The 16,739-nt window shown below is 58.0% G+C and carries 14 protein-coding genes; 3 read left to right on the top strand and 11 right to left on the bottom strand.

The window, feature by feature from the left end; all coding sequences use genetic code 11:
* Positions 1–207: 207 nt before the first annotated feature.
* The 7 genes from ACA070_RS09945 to ACA070_RS09915 form a co-directional block, all read right to left on the bottom strand.
* A complete protein-coding gene (locus ACA070_RS09945; RefSeq protein ID WP_497450977.1) occupies positions 208–378 on the bottom strand; it encodes a hypothetical protein in 171 nt (56 codons plus the stop codon).
* A 22-nt stretch (positions 379–400) separates the two neighbouring features.
* A complete protein-coding gene (locus ACA070_RS09940) occupies positions 401–1,174 on the bottom strand; it encodes an SDR family NAD(P)-dependent oxidoreductase (protein ID WP_497450976.1) in 774 nt (257 codons plus the stop codon).
* A gap of 98 nt (positions 1,175–1,272) precedes the next feature.
* A complete protein-coding gene (locus ACA070_RS09935) occupies positions 1,273–1,827 on the bottom strand; it encodes an OsmC family protein (protein ID WP_497450975.1) in 555 nt (184 codons plus the stop codon).
* Positions 1,828–2,183: 356 nt separating this feature from the next.
* Entirely contained in the window at positions 2,184–2,759 is a 576-nt protein-coding gene (locus ACA070_RS09930; RefSeq protein ID WP_497450974.1) for a TetR/AcrR family transcriptional regulator, read from the bottom strand.
* Positions 2,760–2,910: 151 nt separating this feature from the next.
* Positions 2,911–5,997: an efflux RND transporter permease subunit gene (locus ACA070_RS09925; RefSeq protein ID WP_497450973.1), complete on the bottom strand. Its 3,087-nt coding sequence runs from the start codon at positions 5,995–5,997 to the stop codon at positions 2,911–2,913.
* Positions 5,994–7,115 carry an efflux RND transporter periplasmic adaptor subunit gene (locus tag ACA070_RS09920; RefSeq protein ID WP_497450972.1) on the bottom strand — a complete coding sequence of 374 codons (1,122 nt, stop codon included), beginning with the start codon at positions 7,113–7,115 and terminating at the stop codon, positions 5,994–5,996. Before ACA070_RS09920 ends, ACA070_RS09925 begins: the two co-directional genes overlap by 4 nt.
* A 177-nt stretch (positions 7,116–7,292) precedes the next feature.
* The gene (locus ACA070_RS09915) at positions 7,293–7,913 is read right to left on the bottom strand and encodes a TetR/AcrR family transcriptional regulator (protein WP_497450971.1); all 621 of its coding nucleotides are present in this window, start codon (positions 7,911–7,913) and stop codon (positions 7,293–7,295) included.
* A gap of 87 nt (positions 7,914–8,000) precedes the next feature.
* Between ACA070_RS09915 and ACA070_RS09910 the strand changes: the two genes are divergently transcribed.
* A complete protein-coding gene (locus ACA070_RS09910; RefSeq protein ID WP_497450970.1) occupies positions 8,001–9,470 on the top strand; it encodes an efflux transporter outer membrane subunit in 1,470 nt (489 codons plus the stop codon).
* A gap of 186 nt (positions 9,471–9,656) precedes the next feature.
* On the opposite strand, the gene ACA070_RS09905 is transcribed toward ACA070_RS09910, so the two are convergent.
* Positions 9,657–11,174: a nucleobase:cation symporter-2 family protein gene (locus ACA070_RS09905; RefSeq protein ID WP_497450969.1), complete on the bottom strand. Its 1,518-nt coding sequence runs from the start codon at positions 11,172–11,174 to the stop codon at positions 9,657–9,659.
* A gap of 229 nt (positions 11,175–11,403) precedes the next feature.
* On the opposite strand from ACA070_RS09905, the gene ACA070_RS09900 reads away from it, so the two are divergent.
* Positions 11,404–11,715 (top strand): BrnA antitoxin family protein, encoded by a 312-nt coding sequence (locus ACA070_RS09900; RefSeq protein WP_497450968.1) that lies wholly within the window; start codon positions 11,404–11,406, stop codon positions 11,713–11,715.
* A 78-nt stretch (positions 11,716–11,793) separates the two neighbouring features.
* Positions 11,794–12,225 (top strand): hypothetical protein, encoded by a 432-nt coding sequence (locus ACA070_RS09895; protein WP_497450967.1) that lies wholly within the window; start codon positions 11,794–11,796, stop codon positions 12,223–12,225.
* Between the two features lie 69 nt (positions 12,226–12,294).
* On the opposite strand, the gene ACA070_RS09890 is transcribed toward ACA070_RS09895, so the two are convergent.
* The 3 genes from ACA070_RS09890 to ACA070_RS09880 all read right to left on the bottom strand — a co-directional run bounded on the left by ACA070_RS09890 (position 12,295) and on the right by ACA070_RS09880 (position 16,700).
* A complete protein-coding gene (locus ACA070_RS09890) occupies positions 12,295–13,122 on the bottom strand; it encodes an arylamine N-acetyltransferase family protein (protein WP_497450966.1) in 828 nt (275 codons plus the stop codon).
* Between the two features lie 112 nt (positions 13,123–13,234).
* The gene (locus ACA070_RS09885) at positions 13,235–14,029 is read right to left on the bottom strand and encodes an exodeoxyribonuclease III (protein WP_497450965.1); all 795 of its coding nucleotides are present in this window, start codon (positions 14,027–14,029) and stop codon (positions 13,235–13,237) included.
* Positions 14,030–14,129: 100 nt separating this feature from the next.
* The gene (locus tag ACA070_RS09880) at positions 14,130–16,700 is read right to left on the bottom strand and encodes a bifunctional diguanylate cyclase/phosphodiesterase (RefSeq protein ID WP_497450964.1); all 2,571 of its coding nucleotides are present in this window, start codon (positions 16,698–16,700) and stop codon (positions 14,130–14,132) included.
* Positions 16,701–16,739: the final 39 nt, after the last annotated feature.

The following is a 16,739-nucleotide window of genomic DNA, read 5'->3' as shown; positions in this document are numbered from 1 at the left end:
GAAATCAAGACCGCGTTACCAGCGTTTCAAGCAAATGATCGAAGCCTGCCAGCGGGTCGGTTGATCGGCCCAATGTCCAATCGAAGGCTCGCGCCCTCCAGGCAGCTCAGCAGCATGAACGCGTAGGTCTCAACGGGCTTGTCCAGCGACCAGTTGCGCTGCCGGCCCCCGTCATTGAGGGTGGCCTGAAGCCAATCGAGCTGGCTCTCAAAGAACACCCGAGTTAGCCCTTGCAGCGCTAGCGGCAGTGCCGCCATTTCTGCCGTCAGGGCGCCACACAAGGATCGAACTGAGGGTCGCATCGAAGCGTTTGATGTAGTCCTTGATCAGCTCCGCGCCCAGACTTTCCTTGGTCGGGAAGTGATGGGAGCTCTTCATCAGACCGCACTCGCCCCTGTGGTCAGGCCCGAACAGCCATAATTCCAGCATCCACGTCCCAGATTGCGCCGGTCACCCAGGACGTCTTGTCCGACAGCAGGAACAGGATGGTATTGGCGACGTCTTCGGGAACGCCGACTCGTCCCAACGGGTGGAAATCGTTCAGCGACTTCATCGCTTCCGGGATCGCCTCTTTGTCCATGAACCCTTCATAGATCGAGGTGTGAACGATCCCTGGCGAGACAGCGTTGACCCGGATACCCGAGTGAGCCAACTCAATTGCCAGGTTGCGTGTCAGCGCATGCAAACCTGCCTTTGCCATGGAGTAGGCAGAGGCCGGCGAACCTGCCAATGCGGCCTGTGCACCGATGGAGCCGACGTTGACAATTGCCCCTTCAAGCTTGGCGGCCAGCATGTTCTTGACTACGGCCTGGGTGATGAAGAACGTCGCGCGGTTGAGCGACAGGTACATGTCATACTCGGCCTCATCGTGCTCGGTGAACGGCTTGGGAATAAAGATCCCGGCGGAGTTCACCATCAGGCTGATATCGCGATGGTTGGCATTGATTTCCATACGAACGAAATTCATGCCCTCTTCAGTCATCAGGTTGGCGACGATCACCGACACAGGGCCCAGCGGGCTCAGCTCGTTACGCACCGCATCGGCCTTGTCTTGCTTGCTGCCGGTGAGCACTACGCTGCCGCCTGCCTTGAGCACCATGCGGGCCGTTTCCAGGCCCATGCCACTAGTGCCACCGACAACTAGCAGTTTTTTACCTTTGAAAAAATCGTTCATTGCAGACTCCGGTTATCCAGAACTAATTAGGATCGGCACCAAGGCGGCTGACTGCCTGCTGGTGCACGCAAGGTTCGAATGTCTTTGAAACGAGCGGATCAGCCCTCACGCACTTCGAGGGTTGGCACCATGCGGATGGCCTTCGAGAAGTTGGCGTAGTTGACCGAGGTTTTGAGCACCACGTTGTGCAACTCTTCAACACGCTCACGGGAGGCGTCGGTATGCAGGCGAATCACTACACTCACTTCGTCGTAGCCCGGGTTGACGCTTTCGTCGATTCCCAGGAAGCCACGCAGGTCGAGGGTTCCGTCAGTCTCGATTTCCAGGCTGTGAATTTTGATCCCCATCATCGCGGCATTGGCGGCATAACCGACCGACATGCAGGCGTTGAGAGCAGCCATCAGCAGCTCTTGAGGGTTAGGCGCAGTGTTTTGGCCCAGCAATTCATTAGGCTCATCGGCGACGATTTCGAAATCCCGCGAGTAGGTTTCACCGGCCAGACCGTAGCGATTGACTGTGGCCACAGAGCGAGTCTGGCCTTTCCACTGAGTCTTGACGTTGAAGCTCGCGTGGCGCTTGGTCGCATCCTCAGCAACGCCTTGGGCAAACTGCTGCAGTGCGGCGACATCGATACCATTCAGGTTGTTGCTCATGTGTTCGTTCCTCTTCGGAATGGACCGGGCATTTGGCCCGAAAGAGAAACAAGCCTACCAACTAGTAGGCTGGCTATCAATAGGCTATTCTTCTTATAACTAATCGCCAAAAAAATAACTTAGACAGAGTTTTCCTGAATAGGGATAACTGTGAGTCACACACGGAGTGTAGACATGGGTAGGTAGCCGCAACCCAAATGCGAGACTAGACGTACGCTCGTCAGATTGAGTGCGTGCAAAAAGAATTCAGAGAGTGTGAGCTAAGCGGCTGAAACCACTTACGAGGCGGGCAAACGGACCGAGCCAGCAAGAGCAGAATCGGTCGTTTTATGGCGCAGAAAAAAGCTGATCGAACCTCAGTGAGGCGTTTCGGTAACCCGAAGTCCATCTAAAATGAAATCAAATCCCGAAGACTGTTCGTAATTGTCGCTCAGCGCCCAAGATACAAAGCTGCCACCTTCCAACGTATTCAAGATGAACCTGGCAACCTTCACGCCGTCCAGCTCAGCTTTAAGTTCCCCTGCCGCTTGGCCCAGTGCGATATTGGCCTGAAGCCAATTGAGATGGATTGCGAAAAAGTCCCGCGTCATTTCCTTTAGGCTTTCAGGTAAAGCCAGCAACTCCGCCGCCAAGGCGCCGCAGAGCGGAAGCATCGCGTTTTTACTGCTTTGTACGAACATCAAGGCGAAGGCATTGAGCCGATCGATAATGCCGGTATTTTCATCATTGATGCATTCCAGCTGATTCTTGAACCGGAACAGATAACTCTCAACGATGGCAATCGCCAGACTTTCTTTGGTGGGAAAGTGGTGGTGAATACTCGCCTTCTTGATACCAATGTCTTCCGCCAGATCGGCATAGCTGAAGGCTGCGTAGCCCTTAGTACGCAACAGAATCTCAGCGCTGCTCAGGAGGTCGGAGCGTGTACTCATGATGCCGTTTCCAAATTTATCAATGCGGCATCATAAATTAGTACTTCTTCATAAGACAGCGCTCAGGTTGCGTACCTATGAACCACCCACTTTAATCGGCCTATAAATGGGACCAGCGTGGACTTGAATGGCGGTAAATCCGGTGCAGGTATCAAGCAACATGAGTGTTCACTGCAAGCTCATGCACGGGCTCGGGCTTGATCTTGAACCAGAGGGCGTACATCGCTGGCAGGAACACCAGGGTCAGCACGGTGCCGGCAAACGTACCGCCAATCAGGGTGTAGGCCAGCGTTCCCCAGAACACCGAATGGGTCAGCGGAATGAACGCCAACATCGCCGCCAACGCCGTGAGAATCACAGGCCTCGCACGCTGCACAGTGGCTTCGACCACGGCGTTGTAAGGCGACAGGCCGGCTTGCTCATTGGAGTGAATTTGTCCGATGAGAATCAGCGTGTTGCGCATCAGAATTCCTGACAAGGCAATCAGTCCCACCAAGGCGTTGATCCCGAACGGTTGCTGGAACAGCAGCAGAATTGGCACCACACCAATCAGGCCCAAAGGCGCGGTGGCGAACACCATCATCATTGCCGACATCGAGCGCACCTGAATGATGATGGTCAGCAACATCAGCGCGATCATGATCGGGAACAACGGTAGCAATGCCTTGTTCGCTTTACCCGACTCCTCGATCGAGCCGGCAAACTCAATCCGGTAGCCCGTCGGCAGTTTTTCGATGAGGGGCTGCAACTGCGTTATCAAGGCGTTGGAGACATCGGGAGGCTGAAGACCTTCAGCCACGTCACCGCGCACTGTTATCGTCGGCGTACGATCACGACGTCGCAGAATGGGCTCCTCCATGCGCACATCCACCGCCCCTACCTGGGACAGCGACACGCGCTGCCCTTGGGCGCCGGTCAGCGTGAAGGCGGCAATTTTCGACGGATCCAGACGCGTCTCTCCCGCCGAGCGAGCGACCACCTGAACCGAACGAATGTCCTCACGCACCTCGGTGACAGGCACCCCCGTGAGCAGGAATTGCAGCTGTTGCGCGACATCGGTCGAGGTCAAGCCGAATGCTTGCAGGCGATCCTGATCCAGCGTGAGATGAAGTGCCGGCGCACGCTCGCCCAAGTCGGTGTTGACGGTCCTCATCATGGGGCTGGCGGTCATGACCTCTCGCACCTGCGCGGCGATATCCCGCAACACCGCGGGGTCGGCGCCCATCACCCGAAAGGCCACCGGATACGGTGAATAAGGACCAAATACCAACTGCGTCACCCGCACCCGGGCTTCAGGCGCCAAGCCATCGGCCGCGGCTTGCCTGAGCCGGATCTTGAGCGCCTCACGCTCTTGCTGATTCGCCGTCAGGACGACGATTTTTGCGAAGGATGGATCGGGTAGCTCAGGGGCCATCGCCAAATAGAAGCGCGGCGCGCCCTGGCCAATGTAAGCGGTGACGATCTTGGCTTCCGGCTGCAGAGCCAACCACGCCTCGACCTTGGCCGCGGCCATATCAGTCTGTTCTATAGAGGTGCCGTAGGGCATCTGCACCTCAACCAGCACCTCCGGCCGGTCGGACGTTGGAAAGAACTGCTTCTTGACCACGCCCATGCCCAGAATCGCAACAACAAACATGCCCACGACAGATGCAGCCACCAAGCCTTTGCGGCGGATCACACCGCCCAGCAGGCGCCTGAAACGCTGGTAGTTCGGTGTACCGTAAATCGCCGTATGCCCGCCTTCAGGCACCTTGATCTGCGGCAGCAGTTTGACGCCCAGGTAAGGGGTAAACACCACGGCCACCACCCAGGAAGTGATCAGCGCAATGCCAACGATCCAGAACATGTTCGCGGTGTACTCACCGGCGGTCGACTTGGCAAAACCGTTGGGCATAAAGCCGATTGCCGTCACCAACGTCCCCGACAACATCGGCGCCGCCGTGTGGCTCCAGGCATAAGCGGAGGCCTTGATTCGGTCGTAGCCCTCCTCCATCTTCACCACCATCATTTCAATGGCAATGATTGCATCGTCCACCAGCAGTCCCAGCGCAAGAATCAACGACCCCAGGGTAATTCGATCGAAGTCTTTGCCCGTGGCCGCCATGACAATGAACACGGCCGCCAGGGTCAGCGGCACCGCCGCGGCAACCACAACGCCGACACGCCAGCCCATGCTGAGAAAACACACCAGCAGCACCACGCCCAGGGCAGCAAAAAACTTCACCATGAACTCGTTGACGGAGGCACCAATATTCACCGCCTGATCCGTGACCTTGGCCAGGCTCATGCCCAAAGGCATCTGCTCGTTGATCGCTGTCGCCTCGGCCTCCAGCGACTTCCCCAGATCCAGACCGTTCCAGCCATCGCGCATGACCACGCCAAGCAACAATGCGGGCTCGCCATTATTGCGTACCAGGAACGTCGCAGGGTCCTCATAACCGCGTTTGACCTCAGCCACATCGGACAACTTGAGGGTTCTGCCCTGCACCGTCAGTGGGGTATTACGAATCTTCTGCAGGTCATCAAACGCGCCATCCAGGCGGATGAAAACCTGTGGGCCCTTCGCTTCAACTGAGCCGGCCGGCGTTATCATGTTCTGCGTGTTCAACGCACTGAAGATGTCTCGTGCGGAAATGCCCAGTGTCGCCAGACGCTCGTAGGACAGCTCGACAAAAATGCGCTCGGCCTGTTCACCGATGATGTTGACCTTCTTCACACCCGCCACATGCAGCAGACGCTGGCGCAAACTCTCGGCTTCACGCACCAACAGACGTTGCGGCTCGCCCTTGGCCTTGAGCGCATAGAGCGCGAAGGTGACATCGGAATACTCATCATTGACCATCGGGCCGATCACCCCAGACGGCAACCCCTTCTGTTCATCCAGGATTTTCTTGCGCGCCTGGTAAAACTCCTCCTGGACGGCTGAGGGCGGCGTGCTATCGAGCAGATAAACCGTGGTGAATGCCAAGCCGGGCCGGGTAAAGGTCTCGGTCCGGTCGTACCAACGCAGTTCCTGCATGCGCTTTTCCAGCTTTTCTACCACCTGGTCCTGGATCTCCTGGGCCGTCGCCCCAGGCCAGGCGGTGACCACCGTCATTTGTTTAATGGTGAATGCGGGGTCTTCCGCACGCCCCAGTTTGAAGAAGGCGTACAACCCACCCACAGAAATCAGCAGGATCAAAAACAGGGTGATTGAGCGCTCGCGTACTGCCAGCGCCGACAGATTGAAGCCGCTCATCGACTCACCTCAACCACCGTTTTTTGCGTCGCACCGGCAAGTTCAGTCCTGACCTTCTCTCCCTCATTCAATAAGTGCGCACCCAATGCGACGACACGATCACCCACCCGGAGATCACCCGTCACGCGCACGCTGGCCTCGTTATTCAGGCTGAGAACCTTGATCGGGCGCCATACCACATGCTCCGGTTCTCCCTCAACCACCCAGACACCCGGGCCTTTACCCGCGTCGTAGAGGGCCCCCATGGGCACCTGTAATTCCTTGGCATCAGCAACATCCGTGTCAGCGATAACCACTGAGATCGTCGAACCCAAAGTGGCGTTGGAGAGCGCCCCCTCCAGCACATAACGCGCTTCAAACGTTCGGGTCTGTCGGTCGGCAGAGTCGGACAACTGGCGTAAACGCGCTTTACCTGCAGTCTGGTGCTGGCCGTATAGCTCAACCGTCCCCGAAGATCCCAAAGCAGGGCGTAACGTCTCGGGCAACTGGATTACCGCCTCGCGCTGCCCTGAGTGGGCAACACGCACCACCACCTGACCTGCGCCAATCACCTGCCCCGGCTCCGCCAAGGTGTCCACCACAACCCCATCAGCATCCGCCAATAACGTCGAGTAACCGGTCGCGTTTTTCGCCACATCAGCCTGGGCTTGGGCAGCGTTGAGTTGGGCCTTCGCCGAGTCGGCAGCCGCTTTGAACCCTGCGTAAGCTGAAGCAGATACCGCTCCGACGGACACCAGATCACGGTAGCGAAGCTCATCATCGGAGGCCTGCCGGGCTCGGGCCATCGCGGCCAGCACCGCTTCCTGCTGCGCCCTTGCGGTCAGCGTCAGGTCGTTGGCATCGATGCGCATGAGTGGCTGCCCACGCTTGACACTCTGCCCAGAGTCCACCAAGCGCTCCAAGACTTTCCCTGGCACCCGAAAACCGAGATCGCTCTGAACTCGAGCCGCGACGATACCGGTGAATACCCGTGCCGCAGGCGCGGAGGGTTGAACCACGCCGATGCGCACCAAGGGCACTTGAAGGCGAGGATCGGCAGGCGTGCCCTCGTTGCAGGCCGCCAGGGCAAACGGCAACAAGACAATGAAAATGAGTGACATGCGGTGGCGCTGGATCATAAAGACCTCTCGGTAGCGAATGCGCCATGCTCAATCAAGTGACTTATTCTGTCAATAGTCACCACCAGGACAAACGAACATCGCTCACTTGATCAGAGCAAAGCAGAGAGGCTTGATATCTGGTTTTTTCAGGCGCACACGCTGATACGGATGCGCAGCGCATCCGTCAGCAGAGGTTTAAGGCATCAGGCTGCGTAGAACAAGATTGGAGATGAGAGAAGGGGCTTCTTCAACAACATCGAGGTTGTACTGCAATAGCAGAGGATTGATGAAGGGCCGCAGAGCGAGATGAATCGCCTCTACCGTCTCGTCCAGCGGTGTTTTGCGCTCAAACTCGCCGAGCTCTCGCCCCTCGCGCACGATTTGCAACACGAAGTTCTTGATCTGAGCGTCATAGACTTGCGAGCTGGGCCAGCGCTCCGACGCGGAGAACGCTGCGATGTCATAGAGTTTACGGTCGTTAAAGAACAGGCTCACACCTGTAGCGATCAAGGTTTTGACCAGGCGCCGAAAACGTTCAGTCGACGAGATGCCGTCTACGTTGATGGCCTGCTCCACTGCCGCAACGATTTCAGTCAGGCAATTTGTACAAATTGCGTTACCAATCGCCTGCTTGGATTCAAAGAACTTGTAGATGTAAGCCTTGGAAAAGCCGATGGCCTTGGCCAGGTCAGAAACCGTTGTTTTGCCATAACCATACTGACTGAAATGCTCGTTGGCCGCCGCGACAATCTGGTCTCGAATGTCGTGATCGACTGGGCCTCGGGCGCTGGGCGAAGAAACTGATGGCTGATTCATGCGAGCAGCTTACTCATCCCAAAGGTGGTTGACAACTCGTGACCAAATCGTAATATCGTCACAACCCACCCCTTTCGCAGGTATCACATGCACCCTCCTCCTCGTTTCGCCGTCTTACTGTGTTTGGGTATGGTTGCAGGTTGCGCAGTGGGCCCTGACTACTCAGAACCCAGTGTGGAATTGCCCGAGCATTTCTCGGCGCAAGCGTCCAAGGCACGACAAGTAGGCGCCACAAATGCCGATCTCGCCGCTTGGTGGAACGCATTTAATGACCCGATACTCAATCAGCTAATAAATCGAGCACTTGAACAGAACCTCGATTTAGTCCAGGCAAGCGCAAGGATCGAGCAAGCTCGCGCCGGTTTTGGCGCAGCTAACGCAGCCCTCCTGCCGTCGGCTACCGTCAACGGCCAAGCGGCCCGAGCCCGTCAGTCATTGGAGACTCCGTTGGGCCAAGTGCTGAATTCAGACCCTTCCTATAATCGCTACGGCAGTGCCTACGAGGCGAATTTGAATGCCAGCTGGGAGTTGGATGTGTTTGGCGGGCTGCGCCGCAGCCAAGAGGCGGCCTTCGCCGATTATCAGGCTTCACAAGCCGGGGCGATTGCCACACGCCTGGCAGTGGTCGCGCAAACAGCCGACCTTTACATCAGCATCCGTGGCCTGCAAGCACGCATGGAAATTGCCCGGCAGCAAGTAGACACACGACAACAACTGCTCACTACCATCGAGCATCTCTACGCAAAAGGCCTGGCGGCTGAACTGCAGTTGAATCAGACCCAAGGCGCGCTGAATCAAGCGCAGGCAAGCGTGCCTGTACTGCAAGCAGGCATTGACGCGGCAATGAATGCGCTGGATGTCATGTTGGGCAAGGCGCCCGGCACTTATAGCGAGCAGTTGACTAAGCCGGCGCCCATCCCTGATGTGCCAGCCCTCTCGGACATGGGCGCTCCGGCCGACCTGCTGCGGCGGCGTCCAGACTTGATCGTCGCTGAGCGCCGGCTTGCGGCATCCAACGCACGCATCGGCGAAGCCATGTCCGAGTACTACCCCAAACTGTCTGTGGGGGCGCTGCTCGGCAGTGCTACCTCGGTATCCAGCGCAAACCTGTTCAGCAACGGCGCCAGTCAGGCTTCGGCGGTACTGGGATTACGTTGGAGGCTGTTCGATTTTGGCCGCATCAACGCTCAAATTGATTTGGCGAAAGGCCAAGAAGCCGAAGCCTTAGCCGCTTACCGCCAGTCCGTTCTGCGGGCCTGCGAAGATGTCGAAAGTGCTTTTTCGGCGCTGATCAACCGCGAGCAACAATCGACACAACTCGCCCAGGGCGAGTCGGCGTATGCGAAAGCCCGAGCGACGTCGTTTGTCGCCTATGAAAAAGGCGTGGTCAGCCTGATCGAAGTACTGGATGCCGATGAACACCTGTTAGCGGCATCTGATGGCAGAGCCCAGGCACAAACTGAATCGGCTCGCGCTGCAGTGGCCACGTTCAAAGCATTGGGCGGCGGTTGGCAGCGAGACGACTCAGATGCTCGGGTCGCCTCAAAGACACGGTAGAGCTGTCACCTGTGTCACCCCTCTTAACGGGCTTAACCCTGTCCTTGAAATACAAAACGCCCGATGCGGTGCATCGGGCGTTGGGGTGAAACAGGTGTAAACCTATTTCAGGACTAGACACTGTCAGAAAATCAAAAGGCCGATCTGTCTAATCTACAGATCGGCCTTTTTTAACCCATGTACCTATCAGACATGCTCACTGCTTTTGGCATGAGCCGCTCGATGCTCGCTCGAATCATGAGCCGCTTCCTCCACCGGGATCTCATTCCCGTCGCAGTCACGCAGCTTGCCTTCGCTGAAGTAATCCCCTTCGCGCAACGCCGCCAGGTCCTGGTAACGCAGAACCCGTTCAGTACCGGCCGCAAACACCGATTGCTGATCCGAGTTACCGGCGGTGAGGTGGTTGAAGGTCAGGTTGAGCACGATGGCCATGATTGCGGAGGAGCTGATACCCGAGTGGAAGATGGTCGCGAACCAGCTGGGGAAGTGGTCGTAGAAGTTCGGTGCGGCGATCGGGATCATGCCGAACCCGATGGAGGTGGCGACGATGATCAGGTTGACGTTGTTGCGGTAATCAACCTTGGACAGCGTGCGAATGCCGCTGGCCGCCACGGTGCCGAACAGCACGATGCCGGCGCCGCCTAATACAGAGGTCGGCACTGCGGCAATGACCCGACCCATGAACGGCAGCAGTCCGAGTATCACCAGGAACAGGCCGCCGGTGGCGACCACGAAGCGACTCTTGATGCCGGTCACGGCCACCAGCCCGACGTTCTGGGCGAAGGCGCTTTGGGTGAAGGAGCCGAAGATTGGCGCGATCATGCTCGACAGCATGTCGGCGCGCAGGCCGTTGCCCAGGCGTTTGGAGTCAACCTTGGTGTCGATGATTTCACCGACAGCGAGGATGTCCGCCGAGGTTTCCACCAGGGTCACCATGACCACGATGCACATCGACAGGATCGCGGCAAAGTGGAACGTCGGCATGCCGAAGTGGAACGGTGTCGGGAAGCCAAACATCGGGCCTTGTGTGACCGACGAGAAGTCCGCCATGCCGAGGAACACCGCGATGATCGTGCCGATGACCATCGCCAGCAGGATCGACAAACGGGAGATGGTCGCGCTGCCTATCTTGCTCAGCAGCAGGACCAGCACCAGCGTCACCGCCGCCAGGCCGATGTTCGCCATGCTGCCGAAGTCCGGGGCATGGCTGTTGCCGCCCATGGCCCAGCGTGCGGCCACTGGCATCAGCGTCAGGCCGATGGTGGTGATCACGATGCCCGTCACCAGCGGCGGGAAGAACTTGGTAATTCGCGAGAACACCGGCGTGATCAGCAAACCGATCAACGATGCGGCGATCACCGCCCCGAGAATCGACTGAAAGCCGCCCTCCCCGCCGCTGCTGACAATCGCCACCATCGTCGCAACGCCCGAGAACGACACGCCCTGTACCAGCGGCAACTGACACCCGAAAAACGGTAAACCGAGGGTTTGCAGTAATGTCGCCAAGCCCCCCGCAAACAATGAAGCAGCAATCAACAAACCGATGTCCGCCGGCGAGAGCCCGGCCGCCTGGCCAATGATCAAAGGCACCGCGACGATGCCGCCGTACATGGTCAGAACGTGTTGCAGGCCGTAAGCCATATTCGCGCCGACCCCGAGGTTTTCGTCCTCAGGCCGTTGGTGTGAAACATGGGGCGTTTTCATGGTTGGGGGGTTCCCTGGTTTTTTGTTATGCGCACACTGTATGCAAGACTCAGGACAAATGTCTATAGAGTTGTATACAACTATCCAGTCAGATAATGGACATATGTCCATGCTGCCCTTTGGCTGTGCGGTTTCCCCCTTCAAAAAATCTTGAAATACATCTTTCTTCGATATGCATATTAAATATGCATAACTACGCCTTTCGACACCCTGTTTTGAGGCTGCACCAATGAAAGACCAATACGATTTCTGCACCCCCAAACGTGGAGCGATTGCCTCCAGCAAAGGTAAAACCCGAATTACCATCATGTTAGATGATGCCGTGATTGAGGCGGCTCGATCACTGGCCGAAAGCGAGGGATACGGTTATCAGACGGTGATCAATAACACCCTGCGCCAAACACTTCTCAGCCAAAAAGGCAGCGTGGTGAGTGTCGGGAAAATCAAAAAAGGGATTACAGCCTCCGAGCTGAAAACCCTGGAGGACAAGCTGCTCGAGGTCGCCAGCGAAATCCACCGCATGATGGAACCTGAAATTTGACCTGGGCAACTTCCGATTCTCCCTTCAGAGCCACCTGATAGACTGCGCCGAACCGGCCACCCCCTGCCGGCGTCGGACATGGATGCCCCACTCTTGATCAGCGAATCAACACTCGAACACCTTTGGCAAACCTTCATCCTGGCGTACCACGCATTTCGCAATGTCGTGGCTGTGCAAGCATTCGTCATTGCGTTGTATGTTGTTTGGGGCACGCCAGAACTGGCGGTTGCGCTCTGGCTCTGGCTTGGTGTTTTTGCGTGTTTTATCGTCGGCGGAGTCTGCTTCGGAGCGGTGCCATTGGTGCTGGGCTTTACGCCGCTGTACGCCTGGGTCAGCGCAAAGGGCTATGCGAACTGGATCACCGGCCTTTTGGCGGGATTGGCGATTGCCGGGGTCGCCTGCCTTCACCCGAAGCTGCGACTGCTCTGGTATTTCTGGGTGGTCGATGGGGCACTGGTCGGGCTGCTTACACACGGGGCCTGGCGCCGAAACGCAAAAACAGCAAATTGAAGACGAACCCAGCCTGCGCCAGGCATCAACATCAATACATCGACGCAGGCATCGCAGGCATCGCAGGCCTCAGTCTGGCTTGATCAACCGCCCAAGCACTCGCTTCAACCCCGCATGCTCCGGCACCCGAATCCCGAACTCACCCTCCAGCAATCCAATCAATTCCTCCACATCGGTCACTTGCTGCCGTTCGCTCTCGGCACCCACCCGATGAATCGCAAAACTGCCGTTGTTCAACGTGCGCCTCCAGCCATCCCCGGTACGCGCGACCATCAGTTGCTTGGCAAACGACGATTCGGGATAGGTCGAGACGTACCAGTTGCCGACGGCGTAATCGATGTCTTCCTGGCGTTGCAGGTCGAAGATGTACATCGGCCGCCACTCGCCACTTACATTGGCGCGCAGGGTGTAGCCGTCTTCATGGCGCTCTATGCGATAGGGTTCGTGGGGCGTGAGCTGCGCAGCAGCGGTGTCGAGCATGAGCGGTGCGGTGGGCACCATGCCACCGAAGCCGACGTCGGTGATGTAGCGCATGCCGTCCAGAGTGACCAGGCTCAAGCGGTGCGTGCGGGCGGTCCATGCGCCTTCGGGATGGCCCATGACAACTCGGCCGGTGATGCCCCGTGCGTCGAAACCCAGCTCCTGAAGCAACGCCAAAAACGCGCAGTTGAGTTCGTAGCAGTAACCGCCGCGCCCCTCGTGCAGAATTTTCTGTTCGATGGATGGCAGGTCGATGAATACCGGCTCGCCGGACAGCGTGGTGAGGTTTTCGAACGGGAAGGCCCCGGTATGGCGCAGCTGAAGTTGGCGCAAAGTGTCCAGGGTCGGCGCCGGGGGCGCGTCGAAACCCAGGCGTTGCAGGTATAACGCACGGTTGGTCAGGCGTGGCTCGCTCATTGCTCGGTCCTTATGCATGGGGCCGCGGATCTCTCCGCCGATGGGCGCCATGTATAAGGGATAAAGCGGTTCGACTGACAATTGATTTAGCCAATCACCCACCCTCTGAACATCAACGCCGTTTGCGCGAACTCAGGCGAATCCACGTCGGCGCGTGATCGCTGGCGTGCGGTTCATTGCGAACCCAGGCATCGACCCCGGCCTCATGCAGATATGGACTCGACGCCGGATTGAGCAACAGATGATCGATGCGCAATCCCGAATTTTTCTGCCAGTGCTGTCGAAAATAGTCCCAGAAGGTATAGAGCCGATCCTCCGGGTACAGATGACGCAGGGAATCGGTCCAGCCCTGGTCCAGCAAGCGCTGGTAACACTCGCGACTTTCCGGTTGCAGCAAGGCGTCCTTGAGCCACGATCGCGGGTTGTAGATGTCCAGGTCGGTGGGCACCACGTTGTAGTCGCCGGCCAGCACCACCGGGTGTTCGCTGCCTTGGAGGTCCTTGGCATAAGCAATCAGCCGCTCGAACCACGCCAGTTTGTAGTCGAACTTCGGCCCGGGTTGCGGATTACCGTTGGGCAAATACAGGCAGCCCACCAGAACCCCGTGCACGGCGGCTTCCAGGTAGCGGCTATGCGTGTCGGCGTCATCACCCGGCAGACCGCGCCGGCTCTCTAACGGTTGCGCATCACGCGCCAGAATCGCCACCCCGTTCCACGACGACTGACCTTGCCAGACTGCGCCGTAGCCCGCGGCCTCAAGCTCGGCGGCGGGGAATGCGCTGTCGACCGACTTGAGCTCCTGCAAACAGGCAATGTCCGGTTTTTCTCGCTCAAGCCAGGCCAGCAAATTAGGCAGTCGGGCACGCATGCCGTTGACGTTGAAGGTGGCGATTTTCAGGTTTTTCATGGGCCGAGGCTCGCAACGGATGGACGTTATCCAGTTGTGACCGGAGAGACGTCATTGCAGTTGCCGCGACAGACGAAACAGGCGACTAAAGGTCCACTCCTTACACCGGATGCTCGTCATGCGATGCCTTGAGCAATGGCAACAGCGCCTGATTTTCCATGGGCCGACTGAGGTAGAAACCTTGCACCTCATGGCACTCGTCAGAGATCAGGAAATCCAGTTGTTCCAGCGTCTCGACGCCTTCTGCGGTCACGGTCAGACCCATGGCCTTGCCCAGATTGATGATCGCCTGCACCACCGCGCGATCGTTACCGGCGCCGCTCATGGACGAGATGAAACGCTTGTCGATCTTGATCCCGTCGAACGGATACGTGCGCAGGTAACCAAGTGATGAATAACCGGTGCCGAAGTCGTCCATGTTCAGCCGCACACCCAGCTCCTTCAGCGCGTTCATGGTCGCGAGAGCGCCGTCGACGTCGTTGAGCATCACGTTCTCGGTGATCTCCAGTTCCAGTCGACTGGCGGGCAAGCGGCTCTGGATCAACGCTTCCCTGACATCCTCCACCACGTCACTGCGCACGAACTGCACGGGAGACAAGTTGACCGACACCATCAGCTCACCCGGCCAGGTCAGGGCCGTCTCGCAAGCTTCACGTAAAACCCAGCGCCCCAATGGCACGATCAGGTCGGTCTGCTCGGCCAACGGAATAAACGCATCGGGGCTCAGCAACCCCTGCACCGGATGCTGCCAGCGCAGCAACGCTTCGACCGAGACGATCTGCTTGCCATCGACGTGATAACGCGGCTGATAGTGCATCACGAACTCGTTGTTCTTGATCGCCTGGCGCAGGTCGTTTTCGAGTTTGCGGCGATGCTGGATCTGATCATTCATGTGCGGCGCAAAATAGCACCAGGTCTTCTTGCCATCGGATTTGGCCTGATACAGCGCGATGTCGGCACACCGGATCAGCTCCTCCGGCATGTGCCCCTGACGCCGGCTCAAGGCGATGCCGATGCTCGCACCGATGTGCAGCGTGTGATGGTCGTAGTGGATCGGCTGGTGCAGGCTTTCGAGGATACGTTCGCAAATCCGGTCGATTTCCGTGTGGATGTCCATGCCATTGAGCACCAGCACAAACTCGTCGCCGCCCAGTCGTGCAACCAGATCGATGTCCCGCGTGCACTCACGCAAACGGGTGGCCACCTCCAGCAGTACCGCATCGCCGGCCGGGTGGCCGAGGGAATCATTGATCGGCTTGAAGTTGTCCAGATCGATCATCAACAACGTCAGCGGCGCCGAATGCTCCTTCAGCACCAAAGCGTCTTCGAGGTAACGCGCCAGTTTGTTGCGATTGGGCAGGCCGGTCAGTGCATCGTGCAACGACAGATGCTGGATCTGCGCATGGGCGGCGACTTCATCGGTGATATCACTGGCCGTTCCGCGGTATCCCAGCACCGCGCCTTTGCTGTGGATCGGTCGCGCCGACACCCGGCAGACACGTTGTTGCCCGGATTGATCGCGATAGGAACAACGCAGGTGGCTGACGTTGTGGTCCTCGTTGAGCTTGTTCAGCCACAGTGACAACGGCGTGGTATCGCAATACAACAACTGCTCGATGTCCTGCCCCAGCCATTGCTGATCGGAAAAACCGGTGACGGCGCCGAAGCGTCCTGACAGATACGTGATGCGATGCTTGTCATCAATTTCCCAGATCCAGTCGGAAGCGGCCTCGGCCACCGCACGAAACCGCTCTTCACTGGCCTCCAGCGCCTGGTTCGATAAATCCAGGTTGATGTAACTGGCATCCACGTGCCCCGACGCGCGCAACACATAACGAAAGAACCAAGCCGTCAACACCGCCAGAATCAACAGCGCGCCACCCAGTGGCGGCAGCAGTGACCAGAGCAGCTGATGGCCTGGCTGTTCGAGCCGCGAGACCAGGCTATAACCAGTGCCGGTGAGTGCAACCGCAGGCTGACCGGGCGCGAGGGTGTTGTCAGGCGCGAGGCTCAAGTCATGCAAACCATAATCGGCACTCAAGGCGCTGAGCTTTTCCGGGCTCAATTGATCGACGAACACCAGCACCGAGGTGCTTAGGGGATCAACCGCAGGCCTTTCGTCATTGGGCACGATCGCGGCAGCCGTCAACAGCGCGGGCTGGCCCTCGAACAGCGTGAAGCGGCTGACGGGGACGAGCAGGCTTTCCTGACCCTGAACCTCCTTGATCAGTTCCGTCATCGATATCGTAAGACGGGCCGCCGCGTCATCCTGCACCTGAAGGCCACGCACCGTGGCGTATTTGGTTCGCTGGTGATCTACCACCAGGACACTGTCGTAGTGGTCCATGGTGTACAAGGTTTTACCCATGTTCTGCTCGACATAAGCCCACTGCACATCGACTTCACCGTTGAGACGGTCGTAGGCGGTGGTCCAGGTGGCATAACTGGCGACGTAATTTTTCGAGGCTGTAATGCGGTTTTCCAGCGCGCGCTGGGTGTAGAACGTGGTCTTGGCCAGATCCTGGGCGTCGAGCCGGCCAGCAATATTGAACAAGGCAACCAGGGCGATCAGCACCCCCAGTACAAATACCAGCCCGACGGACCAGACCAGGTTCCGTGTGATCGGCGTATGACGCCTGGGGGCAGCAGTGGTCGTAGCGGTCAATTCCATGCATGGGTTCCTGTCAATCGATTGCCTGATCGGGTGCAT

This window comes from Pseudomonas sp. LBUM1678 (assembly GCF_059695575.1).
The sequence above is the reverse complement of the archived record's forward strand: the minus strand, read 5'-3'. Positions and strand labels throughout refer to the sequence as shown.

Bases quoted from the DNA above. Each gene is read 5' to 3' on its own strand.
- ACA070_RS09945 (WP_497450977.1), bottom strand. From the start codon at position 378: ATGAAGAGCTCCCATCACTTCCCGACCAAGGAAAGTCTGGGCGCGGAG.
- ACA070_RS09940 (WP_497450976.1), bottom strand. From the start codon at position 1,174: ATGAACGATTTTTTCAAAGGTAAAAAACTGCTAGTTGTCGGTGGCACT.
- ACA070_RS09935 (WP_497450975.1), bottom strand. From the start codon at position 1,827: ATGAGCAACAACCTGAATGGTATCGATGTCGCCGCACTGCAGCAGTTT.
- ACA070_RS09930 (WP_497450974.1), bottom strand. From the start codon at position 2,759: ATGAGTACACGCTCCGACCTCCTGAGCAGCGCTGAGATTCTGTTGCGT.
- ACA070_RS09925 (WP_497450973.1), bottom strand. From the start codon at position 5,997: ATGAGCGGCTTCAATCTGTCGGCGCTGGCAGTACGCGAGCGCTCAATC.
- ACA070_RS09920 (WP_497450972.1), bottom strand. From the start codon at position 7,115: ATGATCCAGCGCCACCGCATGTCACTCATTTTCATTGTCTTGTTGCCG.
- ACA070_RS09915 (WP_497450971.1), bottom strand. From the start codon at position 7,913: ATGAATCAGCCATCAGTTTCTTCGCCCAGCGCCCGAGGCCCAGTCGAT.
- ACA070_RS09910 (WP_497450970.1), top strand. From the start codon at position 8,001: ATGCACCCTCCTCCTCGTTTCGCCGTCTTACTGTGTTTGGGTATGGTT.
- ACA070_RS09905 (WP_497450969.1), bottom strand. From the start codon at position 11,174: ATGAAAACGCCCCATGTTTCACACCAACGGCCTGAGGACGAAAACCTC.
- ACA070_RS09900 (WP_497450968.1), top strand. From the start codon at position 11,404: ATGAAAGACCAATACGATTTCTGCACCCCCAAACGTGGAGCGATTGCC.
- ACA070_RS09895 (WP_497450967.1), top strand. From the start codon at position 11,794: ATGGATGCCCCACTCTTGATCAGCGAATCAACACTCGAACACCTTTGG.
- ACA070_RS09890 (WP_497450966.1), bottom strand. From the start codon at position 13,122: ATGAGCGAGCCACGCCTGACCAACCGTGCGTTATACCTGCAACGCCTG.
- ACA070_RS09885 (WP_497450965.1), bottom strand. From the start codon at position 14,029: ATGAAAAACCTGAAAATCGCCACCTTCAACGTCAACGGCATGCGTGCC.
- ACA070_RS09880 (WP_497450964.1), bottom strand. From the start codon at position 16,700: ATGGAATTGACCGCTACGACCACTGCTGCCCCCAGGCGTCATACGCCG.